Source organism: Nonomuraea rhodomycinica, assembly GCF_013363995.1.
Taxonomy (GTDB): Bacteria; Actinomycetota; Actinomycetes; order Streptosporangiales; family Streptosporangiaceae; genus Nonomuraea; species Nonomuraea rhodomycinica.
In genome coordinates, this window is the sequence record NZ_JABWGO010000001.1 from 1,607,012 (window position 1) to 1,622,272 (window position 15,261).

The window sequence follows — 15,261 nt, forward strand, 5'->3', positions numbered from 1 at the left end:
CGGGCGCGCGCCCGAGCCTTGCCTAGCGGGGCGTATCGGATGTCCGCAAAGGGGCGGCCGTCAAGCCCCAAGGGCCGGCACGGCGGGCGGCGGGCTCCCGGGCGAGGGCTCCGAGGCGGGCGGTCCCGGCCCCGCCCGCCGGGGCGGCGAGGGCGCCGGAGATCGGACGGCGCCCTGGTCCCGCCGGGATCGGGGCGGCCGGAGGGGGCCGGACGAGGGCCACGGGTCCGCATCGTTTCGGATGGTCGCGCCCTGCGGGCCGCGAAACGCCCGTAAACTCGGCGACGTGGACACGACGACTGCGGACCCCCTGGTCGGGCGGACCCTGGACGGGCGCTACCGCATCGAGTCCCGGATCGCGCGGGGCGGCATGGCGACCGTCTACCTCGCGCTGGACGTCCGGCTCGACCGCACGGTCGCGCTGAAGGTCATGCACCGCTCGCTCGCCGAGGACCCGGCGTTCGTGCGGCGCTTCATCGGCGAGGCCAAGTCCGTGGCCAGCCTCTCCCACCCCAACGTGGTCCACGTCTTCGACCAGGGCACCGACGGCGACGTCGTCTACCTGTCCATGGAGTACGTCCCCGGCAGGACGCTGCGCGACATCCTCAACGAGCGCGGCAGGCTGCCGGCCCGCGAGGCGCTGGAGATCCTCATCCCGGTGCTCGCGGCGCTGGGCGCGGCCCACCAGGCCGGCATGGTGCACCGCGACGTCAAGCCGGAGAACGTGCTGATGACGGCCGACGGCCGGGTCAAGGTCGTGGACTTCGGCCTGGCGCGGGCCATCGAGGCGACCAACCAGACCCGCACCGGCATGATGATCGGCACGATCGGCTACATGTCGCCCGAGCAGGTGACCACCGGCCGGGCCGACGTGCGCACCGACGTCTACGCGGCCGGGATCATGCTGTTCGAGCTGCTGACGGGCCAGCCGCCGTACGAGGGCGAGACGCCCATGTCCGTGGCCTACCGTCACGTCCACGACACCGTGCCGGCGCCGTCGTCGCTGAACCCCGAGGTGCCGCCCGTGGTCGACGCGCTGGTGGCGCACGCCACGGCGCGCGAGCCGGACGCGCGGCCCGCCGACGCGACCGCGATGCTGGTCGAGGCGGTCGAGGTGCACCGCCAGCTCCCCCGGCTCACCGCTCCGGGCGTCCCGCACACGGGCGCCCGGTACTCGCTGCCCGGCACCGGCCCGCACGCCCCTTCGGGGCCGCACGCCCCCTCGGGCTCGCTTCCGGTGCCCACGGCGCAGCTTCCCTCCGGCGTCCACACCTCGCCCGCCGGGGGCCACCTGCCGGGCCCCCGGACGGGCCCCCATTCGGGGGCGCAGCCCACCGGACCGGCTCACGGCGGTTACGGCCCGCAGCCCGCCTCCCAGCCGGGCAATTACGGCCCGCAGCCCGCTTCCCAGCCGGTTGGTGCGGGCTCGCCGGGGATGACGGTGGCCATGCCGCAGGTCCCGCCCGGCGGCGCGGCGCTCCCCAACCCGACGATGATCCAGCCGCGCGCCGAGACGCCGGCGGAGCCGCCCTCCGGGCGGCGGCGCGGGTTCCGGCCGAGCTGGATCATCGTGGCGCTCGCCGTCGTGATGGTGGCCGCGATCGGCCTGACCGGCTGGTACGTCTCCCGCCCCCAGTACGTGACCGTGCCCGCCGACCTGGTCGGCAGGCCGGTGTCCCTGGTCGAGGCGAAGCTCGCCTCCGGGGGCCTGAAGGTGAAGGTCGCGCAGGGCCGCCACGACGACAAGACCGACGAGGGGATGGTCCTCAGCCTCGACCCGGTGGGCGGTCAGGAGGTGGAGGCGGGCACGACCGTGACGCTCGTGCCCTCGCTCGGCCCCAAGCTCGTGGTGGTGCCCAAGGTGGCGGGCATGTCGGCCGACGACGCCCGCGCCGCCATCGCCAAGGCCGGCCTGACCGTGGGCACCGTCCGGCGGCTGGCCAACCCCGACGTGGCCCGCGACACGGTGATCCGCACCTCGCCGCTCGTGGGCGAGAAGCTCAAGGAGGGCACCAAGGTCTCCATCTACGTGAGCGCCGGGCTCACCATGCCCGACGTCGCGAAGATGCCCAAGGACCAGGCCGCCGCCTTCCTGCAGGAGCAGGGCTTCCAGGTGCAGGTCAACGAGGTGGACGACGACGCCGAGCCGTGCACGGTCATCGCCCAGTCGCCCAAGGCCGGCGCGGAGGTCGACCGGGGCGCCGCGGCGATGGTCACGGTGGCGCGCTGCCAGAGCGACTTCTGGGACTGGTGGAAGGGCGACAACGAGGCCCGCGAAGACCAGGAGCACCAGCTCGTGCCCGCGGTCATGGGCAAGAACGTCAACGACGCCCGCCAGGAGCTCCAGCAGCTCGGCTGGAAGGTGCGAGTCCTCAAGCTGGGCAAGGGCAGCGGGGTCGTCCGCTTCCAGCGGCCCCTGCCCAACAGCGAGCGCCCGCCGGGCTCGGAGGTCATCCTCTGGCACTGACCCCCGCGCGGGTCAGCCCGTGAGGTGGCCGTGCAGCCGCACGCGGGCCAGCCCTCCGTCGGGGTGGATGTCGACCCGTACGTGCGTGACGGGGTCGACGTGGGCGAGGCGGAAGCGGTGCGGGGTGTCGGGCTGCAGCCGCGTCCGGGGCAGCAGCTCGACCTCGCGGTCGCCGTCGAGGCCGGTGAGGGTCACGGCGGCGGGGGCGTTGTGGATGAGGTTCGTGGTGTCGATCTCGGCGAGCCGGACGACGCCCCGCCCGGCCAGCCGGATGACCAGCCACTCGTTGCCCTCCTCGCGGCGGCGGGCGGTCTCCCATCCCTCCGCCTGGTGGCGGGCCAGTCCGGGGGCGATGACGTTGAGGGGCGAGGAGTAGTAGGCGTTGGAGCAGGCGGTGACCAGGCCGCCGTTGTGCAGCGCGGCCAGGTCGAGGCTCAGCCCGTCGTACACCGACAGGTCGGGGCGCGCCTCGCCGTGGACCCGCAGCCGGGCGATGCCGCCGTCGGGGTACATGTTCAGCCGTACGTGCGTGTAACGGACGTCGCCGGCGACCTCCACGGGGTGCTCGGCGTCGCCGCGCAGGGCGACCTTGGGCACGATCTCGGTCCAGCGGGCGTCGAGCAGCTCGGCGGGCGACGGGTGGCCGTCGACGGCCGCCGCCTCGACCGACGCGTGGGTGGGGTGGTTGCCGGTGAACCAGGCCGTGTCGATGACCACGCCGCGCACGGCGCCGGGCAGGCCGAGCCGGACGATCGCCCAGTCGTGCCCCGGCCCGCGCCGCCGCCGCGTCTCCCAGCCGTCGTACACCTGGCCCTTGTCGCCGAACGTCTGGGGCCGGAACGCGGGCCGGCCGGGCCTGATGAGGCTCTCCTTCTCGGCGAAGGACTCGTCGCTGGCGGCGACGACCGAGCCGCCCAGTGTGCGCAGCGCCAGGTCGGGCAGCGTGGTGAAGCCGGCGGACGGCCGTTCGGGCGCCATCTACTTGTCTCCCAGCAGGAAGACCCCGTGCGGCTCGCCGTCGGCGGGCCGGCCGCGGAGCCAGGTGGTGAGCACCGCGCCCCTCAGGGTGCGGCCGTGGTACGGGGTGACGGGGTTGCGGTGGTGGAGGGCGCGGGCGTCCACCGGGTTGGCGGCGTCCGGGTCGAAGGCCACCAGGTCGGCGTCGTTCCCGGGCTCGACGGCGCCCTTGCGCGGGATGCCGGCGATCGCGGCGGGGCGGGCGGACATCCAGCGGGCCACGTCCGTCAGCCCGTACCCCCTGCGTGACGCCTCCGTCCACACGGCGGGCAGCCCGAGCTGGAGCGAGGCGACGCCGCCCCAGGCGGCGGCGAAGTCGGGCACCTTGAGGTCGGCGGTGGACGGCGAGTGGTCGGAGACGACGCAGTCGAGGACGCCGCGCGCCAGGCCCTCCCAGAGGCGGTCGCGGTTGGCCCCGTCGCGGATCGGCGGGCAGCACTTGTAGCTCGTGTCGCCCTCCGGCACCTGCTCGGCCGCCAGCGTGAGGTAGTGGGGGCACGTCTCGGCGGTGACCGGCACGCCCCTGGCGCGGGCCTCCTCCAGCGGTCCGAGGCAGGCGGCGCTGGAGACGTGCAGGACGTGCACCCTGGCGCCGGTCTCCTCGGCCAGCCGGATCACCAGCTCGACGGCGCTGCGCTCGGCCGCGCCGGGCCGCGACTCCAGGAACTCCCGGTACGTGGGCCCGGCCGGTTCGGCCAGCAGCGCCGGGTCCTCGGCGTGCACCACCAGGAGCCCGCCGAACCCGGCGATCTCCGTCATCGCCCGGCGCGCCTCGTCCGGGCGCAGCGGCGGGAACTCCTCCACCCCGGAGGGCGACAGGAAGCACTTGAAGCCGCGCACGCCGCGCTCGTGCAGCGGCCGCAGGTGCTCCACGTTGCCGGGCACGGCGCCGCCCCAGAACGCGGTGTCCACGTGGCAGCGGCCCTCGGCGGCGCGCAGCTTGGCGTCCAGGGCGTCGGGGGTGACGGTGGGCGGGACGGAGTTGAGCGGCATGTCCACGATCGTGGTGACGCCCCCGGCCGCCGCCGCGCGGGTCGCCGACGCGAACCCCTCCCAGTGGGCGCGGCCGGGCTCGTTGACGTGGACGTGGGTGTCGACCAGGCCCGGCAGGAGGGGCAGGGCGCGCAGGTCGACGTCCTCGGCGGTCTCCAGGGGCGCCTCGTAGGGGTGCAGGGCCGCGATCCGCCCGTCGCGCACGGCCACGGCGGCGGGCCGCTCGCCCTCGGGCGTCACCACCCGCCGCGACCGCACCACCAGGTCGAACATGGCCGCTCCCTTCCTCAGCACGGGCCGGCGCCCGTCCTTACGTCGTGTCTCAGAGGCGGTCGGCGGCCAGGCGGGCCGCCAGTCGCTCCAGGAGGGCGCCGGCGTCGGCCATGCAGCGCTCCGGGTCGGGCTCCAGGTCGGTCAGCGCGTACGCGGCCTCGATGCCCGCCGCCCGCAGCTCGTCGTCGGAGAGCGCGCGCCGCCCGCACACCGCGACCACGGGGACACCCGCCTTGGCCGCCGCCTGGGCGACCCCGATCGGGGCCTTGCCCCGCAGTGACTGGCCGTCCAGCGACCCCTCCCCCGTGATCACCAGCCGCGCGCCGCGCACCTGCTCGCCGAAGCCGAGCAGGTCGAGCAGGTAGTCGATCCCCGGGCGGATCTCCGCGCCCAGGAAGGCGAGGGCGGCGAAGCCCACGCCGCCCGCCGCGCCGGCGCCGGGCGCGCCCGCGACGCCCATGGGGCGCGGCGTGCCGTCGTGCTCGACCGCGCCGACGAGCCCGTGCGTGCGGGTGGCCACGGCGGCCAGCCTGGTCAGGGCGGCCTCCAGCAGCTTGACCTCGGCCGGGTTGGCGCCCTTCTGCGGCGCGTAGACGGCGGCGGCGCCGTGGGGGCCGAGCAGCGGGTTGTCCACGTCGCTCGCCACCACGAACTCGATGCCCGAGATGTCGGTGAAGCCGCTGATGTCGATGCGGTCGAGGGCGGTGAGCGCGGCCCCGCCGGGCTCCAGCTCCTTGCCGTCCGCGTCGAGGAAGCGCGCGCCGAGGGCCCGCGCCATGCCGGCTCCCCCGTCGGTGGACGCGCTGCCGCCCAGGCCGAGCACGACGCGCCGGGCGCCGCGGGCGACGGCGTCGGCGATGAGCTCGCCGGTGCCGTGGCTGGTGGCGGTGAGCGGCTCGGGCCCGCCGGGCAGGCGGCGCAGCCCGGACGCCTCGGCCAGCTCGACCACGGCGGTCGGGCGGCCCTGGTCCGGCGATCCGGAGGGGGTGCCGGTGGGGTGCCAGGCGTAGGAGGCCCGCACGGGCAGGCCGGTGGGTCCGGTCACCTCCAGCGTGACCCGGGTGAAGCCGCAGGCCACGACCGCGTCGACCGTGCCGTCGCCGCCGTCGGCCACCGGCAGCTCCACCGCCGGTACGCCCAGCCCCGCCGCCACCCTGGCGGCCACCTCCGCGGCCGTCAGCGACCCCTTGAACTTGTCCGGCGCGACAAGCACGTGCTCAACCACTGCGAACTCCCACGCGACGACGAACGTTGCCCGGCCACCATGCCGCGTCCCGCGGGCGGGCGCGGCGTGCCGGCGTGGGACTCATCATCACACCTCCCCTGTCGCGCCCCCGCGCCTGCCCATCACGTCGCGGCGCTACGCGAGGTCCGCCCCGCGCTCCCGCGCCAGCCGCCTCAGGCGCCGCCGCGCCCGCGCCCCCGCCTGCCCGGCGGCGTCCTGGGGGACGGTCCTCAGCTCGCCGTCCGCCACGACGGTCTCCCCGCCCACGAGCAGGCGGGCCAGCGGCGGCTGCGCGGAGGCCAGCACGAGCGCGCACACCGGGTCGTCCACCGCCGTGGCGAACGGCCCGTCCACCCGCCACAGCGCGATGTCGGCCAGCTTGCCCGGCTCCAGCGTGCCGAGCTCGCGTTCGCGGCCGAGGTTGCGGGCCCCGCCGAGCGTGGCCAGCTCCAGCGCCTGGCGGGCGGTCAGCGCCGCGGGCCCGTTGACCGCGCGCTGGAACAGCAGCGCCTGCCGCATCTCGCCGGCCAGCCCGGTCAGCTCGGCGGAGGCGCTGCCGTCCACGCCGAGGCCGACGTTCGCGCCGCGCCGCAGCATCTCCGACACCCGGGCGACGCCCGCGCCGAGCCGCCCGTTGGACGACGGGCAGTGCGCGGTGCCGGTGCCGGTCGCGGCGAGCCGGCCGATGTCGGCGTCGTTCAGGTGCACGGCGTGCGCCACCCACACGTCGTCGCCGAGCCAGCCGAGCTCCTCCATGTACTCCACCGGCCGCACGCCCGTCTGCTTCAGGCACAGCTCCTCCTCGTCCAGCGTCTCGGCCAGGTGGGTGTGCAGGCGCACCCCCTTGGACCTGGCCAGCTCCGCCGCGGCGGTCATGAGGTCGGAGCTGACGGAGAACGGCGAGCACGGCGCGACCGCGACGCGCAGCTTCGAGGAGAACGACGGGTCGTGGTAGAGGTCCACGGCCTCGGCGGTGGCCTCGAGGATGGCGTCCAGCGGCTCGACCACGTCGTCGGGCGGCAGCCCGCCCCGTGACCGGCCGCGGTCCATGGAGCCGCGCGACGGGTGGAAGCGCAGCCCGACCGCGCGGGCCGCCTCGATCTCGGCGGCCAGCAGGTCGCCGCGGCCCCGGGGGAAGAGGTAGTGGTGGTCGCTGGAGGTCGTGCAGCCCGACAGGGCCAGGTGCCCGAGCCCGGCCGTGGCGGCGCCGTGGACCACCTCGGCGTCCATGGCCGCCCACACGGGATAGAGCGTCACCAGCCACTCGAACAGCGTCGCGTCCTGGGCGAGCCCCTGCGAGGCCCACTGGTACAGGTGGTGGTGCGTGTTGACCAGCCCGGGCGTGGCCAGGCAGCCGGAGCCGTCGACCCGGGTCGCGCCGGGCGCCTCGGGGACCTCGCTCATGGGGCCGACGGCGGCGATCCGGTCGTCGTCCACCAGGACGTACCCCGAGCGGATCTCGGGCCCGGCGACGGGCGCGACGCAGGCGTTCTCGATGAGCAGCCCGCTCACGCGCCCGCCTCTCCCCGCGCCTGCCCCGCCGCCGCCCTGCGTCGCGCCGCGAGGCGCACGGCGTCGAGGATCTTCTCGTAGCCGGTGCAGCGGCACAGGTTGCCCGCCAGCGCCTCGCGGATCTCCGCGTCGGAGGGCCGCGCGACGCGGCTCAGCAGGTCGTGGGCCTGCACGAGCAGCCCGGGCGTGCAGAAGCCGCACTGGACGGCCCCGCACTCCATGAACGCCTCCTGGACCGGGTCCAGCCGCCCGCCCTCGGCCAGGCCCTCGACGGTGCGCACGCGGCGGCCCTGGACCTGTCCGGCGGCGACCAGGCAGGCGCAGACCGGCGTGCCGTCGAGGTAGACCGTGCAGGAGCCGCACTCGCCCTGCTCGCAGGCGTTCTTGGAGCCGGGCAGGCCGAGCCGCTCGCGCAGCACGTACAGCAGGCTCTCGCCCTCCCAGACGTCGTCGGCGCTCTCCTCGCGGCCGTTGACGGTGAACGTGACGCGCATCAGGCGGCCCTCCTTCCCCGGTGGTCGTCCCAGGCCCAGGTCAGCGTGCGGCGGGCCATCACGGCGACGGCGTGCCTGCGGTAGGCGGCGGTGCCGCGCACGTCGTCGATCGGCGCGGCGGCGGCCGCGCACAGCTCCCCGAACCGCCGCAGCAGCCCGGCGTCCAGGGCGGCGTCCCAGTCGAGCTCGCGGCTCAGGAAGTCCTCGGCCTCCAGCGCCCGCAGCGGCGTGGGCGCGGCCGAGCCGATGCCGGTGCCCACCCGCCGCTCGGCCGGGTGCAGCGCCAGCGCGAACGAGCAGACCGCGATGACCATGGCGTTGCGGGTGCCGACCTTGGAGAAGTACTGCGGACCGGCGGCCACCGGGACGCGCACGGCCCGGATCAGCTCGTCCGGCTCCAGCGCGGGCCGCTTGACGCCCAGGTAGAAGGCGTGCGCCGGGATCGTCCTGACCCCCCGCCCGCGCGACTCGACCTCGACGGCGGCGCCGGCGGCCAGGAGCGGCGGGTGGCTGTCGCCCGCGGGCGAGGCCGCGCCCAGGTTGCCGCCGACCGTGCCGCGGTTGCGGATCTGCGGCGAGCCGACGGTCCGCGCCGCCTGCGCCAGCCCCGGCAGCGCGCCGCCCAGCTCGTCGATCACGGTCGCGTACGTCACACCCGCGCCGAGCCGGCACACGCCGCCCGCCACGGACCACTCCCGCAGCTCCGCCACCCCGGTCAGGTCCAGCAGCGCCTCGGGCCTGCGCACGTCGAAGTTGATCTCGACCATCACGTCGGTGCCGCCCTGCAGGGGCAGGGCGCCGGGCCGGTCGGCCTTGGCGGCCAGCGCCTCCTGCCACGTCGTGGGGCGCAAGAAGTCCATCGCTACTCCCAGGCGAATCCGGGGTCGGGCGCGTCGTCCCGCAGCACGGCGCCCTCGATGAGGCCGTAGGGGCGGTCGGCGGCGTTGAAGACCACGTTGTCGTTGTCGAGGCCGAACGGCGACAGGTCCACGGCGACGTGGTGCCGGTTCGGCAGCACCAGCCGCACCTCGCAGATCTCGGGGCACTCCGCCAGGGCCCGCTCCCCCATCGCGTACAGGGTCTGCTGGAGCGAGCGGCTGTGCGTGCCGGCGAACGCCGCCACCAGGCGATCGCGCACGCGGACGTACGAGTCGCCGTAGGAGGGGGTGTCGCCGGCGTGCCGCCAGCGGGCGTGGACGGCGGTGGCCAGCACGCGGTCGGTGGTCGGCGGCAGCGTCGTGTACTCGTCGACCGCGTAGCCGCGGAACTCCGAGCCCGTCGTGTTGAGCAGGACGAGGTCCTTCAACCCCGACACGACGCTGACGCGGCCGTCGCGGTCGTGGTGGACGACGCAGGTGCGCACCTCGCCGCCCCGGCGCGTGAACGAGTGCCCGGTGACGGGGACCCGGTCCCAGGCGTACTCCTCGATCTCCACCCGGGCGTGGTGGACGGCCGGCTGGGAGGTGGTGAAGTGCCGGGCCAGCAGCAGCGCGAAGTCCTCGATCTGGTCCACCCCGTGCTTCCTGGCGAAGGCGTACACGGTGTTCTTCTGCGTGTCGGTGGGCAGCACCGCGCTGTTGTCGCCGGTCAGGTGGACGGCCTCCATGTCGCCCGACAGGGAGGTGCTGACGTCGAGGTCCTTGAGGTGGTGGGTGTCGCCGTCCCTGGTGACGCGGACGAGCCTGGTCTCCGCCTTGCCGTAACGGTTGGACCCCAGGATGATCGCCATCTAGCTCCCTCGGTAGGTGGAGTACGCGTACGGGCTGAGCAGCAGCGGCACGTGGTGGTGCGCCGAGGGGTCGGTGACGGTGAAGGCGACGACGACCTCCGGGTAGAAGGTGTCGGCCAGGTAGCCGCCGGTGTCGAAGACGACGCGGTTGACGCCGGTCCTGGGGGTCCAGCCCTTGAGGCGGCCGTCGCCGTCGGTGCGGCCCTCGCCCAGCACCTGGCCGTCGTGCTCCAGCCGGACGAGCAGCCCGGCGGCGGGCCGGCCGGTGACCGCGTCGAGGACGTGCGTGGAGAAGCTCATCGGGTCGTCTCCTCCAGGAAGGGGTTCACGGGGTCTCCCCGAGCAGCTTGCGAATCCGCAGGCGGGTGATCGCGGCGAGCTCGCCGCGGACGACGTCCCGCTCGGCCGCGGGCTCGTTGCCCAGCCGGCCGCGCAGCCCGGCCAGCAGCTCGGCGCCGGTCAGGCCGGCGGCGCAGACCAGGTAGACGTGGCCGAAGCGGTCCTCGTAGGCGCGGTTGCCCTCGGCGAGCTCCCGCCGTGTCTCCTCCTCCACCCCGGCCTGCTCCTGGCGCGACCAGGCGGCCTCCCGGCCCGCGCCCGCGGGGCGCTCGCCGATGCGCGGGTGGGCCGCCAGCGCCTCCAGCACGTCCGGCCAGTCCAGCCCGCGCACGGCGGTTCCGGCCGCGTCCAGGAGCCGTTCCGGGTCCTCGTACGGGCGGCCCGCGGCGACGGCCGCGGCGAACGCGCGGGACGCGCAGCAGGACAGCAGCAGCCGCCGCGCCTCGGCCTCCGGCGCCGCGTCGAACCGGGCCAGCGCGGTGAGCGTTTCGGGCATGCCAGCAGTACACACATGCCCGTCATTCCCGGTCCATCCCCGAGAACTCCGAACCGCGCGACCCGTTGGCCAGGTCTTTTCGTGGCATGCTCCAAGGCGCGTACGCGTCGGGAACGGTCGGCCGTCGCGCCTAAACTGGGTCCACCATGACCTCACGCTCTCTCATCGGCGCACACGTCTTCGTCACCGGCGGCCTGGCCAAGGGCGGCCTCGCCTACATGGCCGAGATCGGCGCCGAGATGATCCAGGTGTTCGTCACCAATCCGCGCGGCTGGGCCCTCGCCGAGGGCAGGCCCGAGGAGGACGCCAAGCTCGCCGAGTCCGGCGTCGAGACCTTCGTCCACGTGCCGTACCTCGTGAACTTCGGCTCGCCCAACCCCGACACGCTCGCCAACTCGGTCGCGGTCCTGCGCCACACGTTGCGGCGCGGCGCGGAGATCGGGGCCAAGGGGGTCGTGGTCCACACCGGCTCGGCGGTGTCGCAGTCGCGCGACGACGCCATGCGCCAGCTCCACGAGCACCTGCTGCCGCTGCTGGAGGAGATCCCCGACGGCGGGCCGGACGTGCTGCTGGAGCCGATGGCCGGGCAGGGCGCGATGCTGTGCGCCACGGTCCAGGACGTCGAGCCGTACCTCGCGGCGCTCGACTGGCACCCGCGGGCCGGGATCTGCCTCGACACCTGCCACGCCTTCGCCGCCGGCCATGACCTGACGAGCGAGGAGGAGCTGCGGGAGACGTTCGACGTGCTGCACAAGCTGGCCGAGGGGCGGCTGAAGCTGATCCACGCCAACGACTCCAAGGACGCGTGCGGCTCCAAGAAGGACCGCCACGAGAACATCGGGGCCGGGCTGATCGGCAGCGCGCCGTTCGCCGCGCTGATGCGCCATCCGGCGGTGGCCGGCGTGCCGATCTGCATCGAGACCCCGGGCAAGGCCGACAAGCACCGGGCCGACATCGAGCTGCTGAAGAGCCTGCGCGACGGCGGCTGATCCTGCCGGGGCGGATGCCTCTGTGGCGGCTGCTTCTTTGAGCGGCCGGTCGGCGTCGCCGGTCGTCCGGGAAAGGCTCGTGTGGGGCGCCCGCTAGCGCGATCCAGCGCCCCCGATTGGCGGATCGCGGCCAGAGGCCCGCGGCCCCCTGGCGGGCGCCCCTACACGTGGCCGGCGGACGGGCCCTACCCCCCGGCAAGGGCCCGGCGGCCGTGGTGACCTGGACGGTCACCGGTGAATCCGGCGCATCAGGCGTGCGGTGAGCCCCCCGGCTCGTCCCCCGATGCGCCGGGGCGTTGTCCGATGGCGAAACACTACGGTCGCGATCTTCCGGCCGACACCCGGTTTTCGCATGCCTCGATGAACGGTCTGTAGTCATCGCCATACGGAGCGTGTCGGTCGGACGAGCGGTCGTTGCGGTGCGACGAACGGTCATCCAAGGGGCTCGCGCTCCGGCGCGAGGGGCGTGAACGGCACCCGAGCGGGACGCTGACCCGCGGGCACGGCGGGGGCCCGGCGGACGACCGGGCCTTGACCAGGGAAAACCATGGCGCGATGGTGGGCATGGGCGGGCGGCGGGGGGCGCACGCGCCGGTGCGCGGCCCGCGCCGTTCACACCCGCCCGCCACGTACGCGAGCACGCCGCGCACACCCCCGCGCCCACCGAGCGCGACCCCACGCCGCCCTTCCCGGGCGCGGGCACGTCCCACGCGCCCCGCCCAGCCCCGGCACGCCGCACGCCCCCGCCCTTCCAGGGCAAGAGCACGCCGCACGCCCCCGCCCTTCCCGGGCAAGAGCACGCCGCGCACCCCCGCCCGCCCGGGCGAGACCGCATCCCGCACCCCGCCCACCCGGGCGAGACCACGCCGGACCGTCCGCACCCCCGGACTCGGGCGCGCCCCTCATGCGCCCGCGGCCCGCGGCCAGCCGGAGGGGCCTAGCCGCCCCGGTGCTGGTGGACGAGCTGCTCGCGCACCTGCCGGCTGTGGCGGCGGCTGACCTTCAGGGTCTCGGTGCCCACGGTCAACGTCACCCGGCCGCCCTCGAAGCGCATCTCGCTCACGTGCCGCGACGACACGAGCGTGCTGCGGTGGACCCGGATGAACCCGGCCTCGGCCCAGCGCCGCTCCAGCGCGGCCAGCGACATGCGGACGAGATAGCTGCCGTCCACGGTGTGCAGCCGCACGTAGTCGCCCTTGGCCTCGGCGAACCAGATCGCCTGCTGGGGCACGAACCGGGTGATGCCGCCCAGCTCGACCGGGATCACGTCGTCGTGGCCCGGGTCCACCACGGGGATGGCCGCCGCCTGGAGCCGGCGGACGGCCTCCGACAGGCGTTCGGCACGCACCGGCTTGAGCAGGTAGTCGACGGCCTCCAGCTCGAACGCCTGCACCGCGCACCGCTCGTGGGCGGTGACGAAGACGAGCTTGGGCGGGCTCGGGAAGCCGCCGACCAGGCGGGCCAGGTCGAGCCCGCTCAGGCCCGGCATCTCGATGTCGAGGAACACCCCGTCGAGCCGCTCGCCCGCCCCGATCATCTGGACCATGTCCTGGAGGGCGGCGACGCCGTCGGACGCGGTCAGCACGTGCTCGACCCGGACGTCCTGGCGGAGCAGGTATGCCAGCTCCTCCAGTGCGGGCAGTTCGTCGTCAACGGCCAGGAGACGCAGCATGCCATCTACGCTGACGCAAGAACGCCAAGGTCACAAGCGATACGCAAACCCAGAGTAAAGATCTGGTCACAATGAGCCATATTGCGGCCTGATCCTTGAGGGTTACGGGGGCCCTTCGCCCGGCTCCTCCTGATAGGAGTAGCGCTGCTCCCGCCAGGGGTCGGCCACGTTGTGGTAGCCGCGCTCCTCCCAGAAGCCGCGCCGATCCTCTAACAGGTACTCCACCGCCCGGACCCACTTCACGCTCTTCCACGCGTACAGGTGGGGCACGACGAGCCGGACCGGGAAGCCGCGCTCGGCGCTGAGCGGCTTGCCGTCGAGCTCCATCGCGAACAGCGTGCCGGCGGCGGTGAAGTCGGACATCCGGATGTTGGCGCCGTAGCCGTACTCGGCCCAGATCATCACGTGCCGCACGCCGGGGTCGGGCGGCGCGGCCGCGATGATGGCGGCCGGGCTCACGCCGCACCACTCGTTGCCCATGATCGACCACTTGGTGACGCAGTGGAAGTCGGCGAGCACGCTCGTGCGGGGCAGCCGCTCGAACTCGGGCCAGGTGAGGCAGTGCTCCTCGCCGGAGGCGGTGGCGCCGTAGACGCGGAAGTCCCAGCTGTCCGGCTTGAACGCGGGCACCCTGCCGTAGTGGATCACGGGCCGGCCGCGCGGGACGTACTGGCCTGGCGGCAGGCGCGACTGCTCCACGGGCACTCCCCTCGCACGGTCTCGTGGTCCGGAGCCATCCTCCCACCGGCCCGCGGGTGGCCCGCGCCCGGGTGCGGTCCCTCTTCCCCGGAGGTGCGCTAGTATTGCGGCCTATGCGCACCGCGTTCCTGTTTTGGTATGGCGACGGACCCGAGTCCGTTCGCCATCTGACGCTGCGCTAGCAGACAGGCGAACGAAAGGCCCCGGGTCCTCACAGGACCCGGGGCCTTTCGTGTTTTCCGGAAGTTTCCCCGACAAGAGCACTTCTCTGACAAGGAGCAGCAGATGGTCATCGTGATGGGCCCGGAGGCCACGCGGCAGGACGTCGAGTCGATCGTGACGGTCGTCCAGGCGGCCGGGGTCGAGGCGTTCGTGAGCCGGGGCGTGCGGCGCACGATCGTCGGGCTGGTCGGCGACGTCACCCAGCTCGACGCCGCGGGTCTGCGCGGCATGAGCGGCGTCCGGGACGTGATGCGCGTGTCGACCCCGTACAAGCTGGTGAGCAGGGAGAACCATCCGCAGCGCTCGACCGTGCACGTGGGCGGCGTGCCGATCGGGCCGGAGACCGTGACGCTGATCGCGGGCCCGTGCGCGGTGGAGACGCCCGAGCAGACGCTGGCCGCGGCCCGGATGGCGCAGGCGGCGGGCGCGACGCTGCTGCGCGGCGGCGCCTACAAGCCGCGCACGTCGCCGTACGCCTTCCAGGGGCTCGGCGAGCGGGGCCTGCGGATCCTGGCCGAGGTGCGGGAGGAGACGGGTCTGCCGGTCGTGACCGAGGTGGTCGACGCGCACGACGTGGCGCTCGTCGCCTCGTACGCCGACATGCTCCAGGTCGGCACGCGCAACGCGCAGAACTTCGGGCTGCTGCAGGCCGTGGGCGAGGCCGGCAAGCCGGTGATGCTCAAGCGCGGCATGAGCGCCACGATCGAGGAGTGGCTCATGGCCGCCGAGTACATCGCGCAGCGCGGCAACCTCGACATCGTGCTGTGCGAGCGGGGCATCCGCACCTTCGAGACGGCCACCCGCAACACGCTGGACGTCTCGGCCGTGCCGGTCGCGCAGCGCCTGTCGCACCTGCCGGTGATCGTGGACCCGTCGCACTCGGGCGGGCGGCGCGACCTGGTGCTGCCGCTCACGCGCGCGGCCGTGGCCGTGGGCGCCGACGGCGTGATCATCGACGTGCACCCGCAGCCGGAGCTCGCGCTGTGCGACGGCCCGCAGGCGCTGGTGGACGGTGACCTGGACGAGCTGGCCACGCTGATGCGCGACCTGCCGCCACTGCTCGGCAAGTCGGCCGCGACGCCCCTGACCGTCTGACGGTCCACCTCCAGCGGCTCACCACCCGCCACGAGCGAG

At 74.6% G+C, this 15,261-nt stretch carries 14 protein-coding genes; 3 read left to right on the forward strand and 11 right to left on the reverse strand.

Annotation, left to right across the window (positions count from 1 at the left end; genetic code table 11):
* The first annotated feature begins 286 nt into the window (after nt 1-286).
* Entirely contained in the window at nt 287-2,467 is a 2,181-nt protein-coding gene (locus tag HT134_RS07415) for a Stk1 family PASTA domain-containing Ser/Thr kinase (protein ID WP_312888015.1), read from the forward strand.
* A 12-nt stretch (nt 2,468-2,479) separates the two neighbouring features.
* Here HT134_RS07415 and alc read toward each other — a convergent pair whose 3' ends face one another.
* The 9 genes from alc to uraD all read right to left on the reverse strand — a co-directional run bounded on the left by alc (nt 2,480) and on the right by uraD (nt 10,545).
* Nucleotides 2,480-3,445, reverse strand: a complete 966-nt coding sequence (alc, locus tag HT134_RS07420; protein WP_175599418.1) for an allantoicase — start codon at nt 3,443-3,445, stop codon at nt 2,480-2,482.
* Nucleotides 3,446-4,750, reverse strand: coding sequence for an allantoinase AllB (allB, locus tag HT134_RS07425; RefSeq protein ID WP_175599419.1), 1,305 nt, complete (start codon nt 4,748-4,750; stop codon nt 3,446-3,448).
* Between the two features lie 49 nt (nt 4,751-4,799).
* A complete protein-coding gene (locus tag HT134_RS07430; RefSeq protein WP_312888016.1) occupies nt 4,800-5,975 on the reverse strand; it encodes a glycerate kinase in 1,176 nt (391 codons plus the stop codon).
* Between the two features lie 135 nt (nt 5,976-6,110).
* Nucleotides 6,111-7,487 (reverse strand): 8-oxoguanine deaminase, encoded by a 1,377-nt coding sequence (locus HT134_RS07435; RefSeq protein ID WP_175599420.1) that lies wholly within the window; start codon nt 7,485-7,487, stop codon nt 6,111-6,113.
* Complete coding sequence (locus HT134_RS07440; RefSeq protein ID WP_175599421.1) at nt 7,484-7,981, reverse strand: (2Fe-2S)-binding protein; 498 nt, start codon at nt 7,979-7,981, stop codon at nt 7,484-7,486. The genes HT134_RS07435 and HT134_RS07440 overlap by 4 nt, the downstream gene beginning before the upstream one ends.
* Nucleotides 7,981-8,841, reverse strand: coding sequence for an FAD binding domain-containing protein (locus HT134_RS07445; protein WP_175599422.1), 861 nt, complete (start codon nt 8,839-8,841; stop codon nt 7,981-7,983). Before HT134_RS07445 ends, HT134_RS07440 begins: the two co-directional genes overlap by 1 nt.
* Before the next feature lie 2 nt (nt 8,842-8,843).
* A complete protein-coding gene (gene pucL, locus HT134_RS07450; protein WP_175599423.1) occupies nt 8,844-9,710 on the reverse strand; it encodes a factor-independent urate hydroxylase in 867 nt (288 codons plus the stop codon).
* Nucleotides 9,711-10,010, reverse strand: a complete 300-nt coding sequence (gene uraH / locus HT134_RS07455; RefSeq protein WP_175599424.1) for a hydroxyisourate hydrolase — start codon at nt 10,008-10,010, stop codon at nt 9,711-9,713.
* Between the two features lie 25 nt (nt 10,011-10,035).
* Nucleotides 10,036-10,545, reverse strand: coding sequence for a 2-oxo-4-hydroxy-4-carboxy-5-ureidoimidazoline decarboxylase (gene uraD, locus HT134_RS07460; protein ID WP_175599425.1), 510 nt, complete (start codon nt 10,543-10,545; stop codon nt 10,036-10,038).
* Nucleotides 10,546-10,691: 146 nt separating this feature from the next.
* On the opposite strand from uraD, the gene HT134_RS07465 reads away from it, so the two are divergent.
* Complete coding sequence (locus HT134_RS07465; RefSeq protein WP_175599426.1) at nt 10,692-11,534, forward strand: deoxyribonuclease IV; 843 nt, start codon at nt 10,692-10,694, stop codon at nt 11,532-11,534.
* Between the two features lie 937 nt (nt 11,535-12,471).
* Here the strand turns inward: HT134_RS07465 and HT134_RS07470 are convergent.
* Nucleotides 12,472-13,206: a LytR/AlgR family response regulator transcription factor gene (locus HT134_RS07470; RefSeq protein WP_175599427.1), complete on the reverse strand. Its 735-nt coding sequence runs from the start codon at nt 13,204-13,206 to the stop codon at nt 12,472-12,474.
* 102 nt (nt 13,207-13,308) lie between these two features.
* The gene (locus HT134_RS07475) at nt 13,309-13,905 is read right to left on the reverse strand and encodes a molybdopterin-dependent oxidoreductase (protein ID WP_312888017.1); all 597 of its coding nucleotides are present in this window, start codon (nt 13,903-13,905) and stop codon (nt 13,309-13,311) included.
* Nucleotides 13,906-14,190: 285 nt separating this feature from the next.
* Here HT134_RS07475 and aroF point away from each other — a divergent pair, with 285 nt between their 5' ends.
* Nucleotides 14,191-15,222 carry a 3-deoxy-7-phosphoheptulonate synthase gene (gene aroF / locus HT134_RS07480; RefSeq protein WP_175599429.1) on the forward strand — a complete coding sequence of 344 codons (1,032 nt, stop codon included), beginning with the start codon at nt 14,191-14,193 and terminating at the stop codon, nt 15,220-15,222.
* Nucleotides 15,223-15,261: the final 39 nt, after the last annotated feature.

What these genes read in the sequence shown, in the direction of transcription:
- alc (WP_175599418.1), bottom strand. Translation starts at nt 3,445, where the DNA reads ATGGCGCCCGAACGGCCGTCCGCCGGCTTCACCACGCTGCCCGACCTG.
- allB (WP_175599419.1), bottom strand. Translation starts at nt 4,750, where the DNA reads ATGTTCGACCTGGTGGTGCGGTCGCGGCGGGTGGTGACGCCCGAGGGC.
- HT134_RS07440 (WP_175599421.1), bottom strand. Translation starts at nt 7,981, where the DNA reads ATGCGCGTCACGTTCACCGTCAACGGCCGCGAGGAGAGCGCCGACGAC.
- HT134_RS07445 (WP_175599422.1), bottom strand. Translation starts at nt 8,841, where the DNA reads ATGGACTTCTTGCGCCCCACGACGTGGCAGGAGGCGCTGGCCGCCAAG.
- pucL (WP_175599423.1), bottom strand. Translation starts at nt 9,710, where the DNA reads ATGGCGATCATCCTGGGGTCCAACCGTTACGGCAAGGCGGAGACCAGG.
- uraH (WP_175599424.1), bottom strand. Translation starts at nt 10,010, where the DNA reads ATGAGCTTCTCCACGCACGTCCTCGACGCGGTCACCGGCCGGCCCGCC.
- uraD (WP_175599425.1), bottom strand. Translation starts at nt 10,545, where the DNA reads ATGCCCGAAACGCTCACCGCGCTGGCCCGGTTCGACGCGGCGCCGGAG.
- HT134_RS07465 (WP_175599426.1), top strand. Translation starts at nt 10,692, where the DNA reads ATGACCTCACGCTCTCTCATCGGCGCACACGTCTTCGTCACCGGCGGC.
- HT134_RS07470 (WP_175599427.1), bottom strand. Translation starts at nt 13,206, where the DNA reads ATGCTGCGTCTCCTGGCCGTTGACGACGAACTGCCCGCACTGGAGGAG.
- aroF (WP_175599429.1), top strand. Translation starts at nt 14,191, where the DNA reads ATGGTCATCGTGATGGGCCCGGAGGCCACGCGGCAGGACGTCGAGTCG.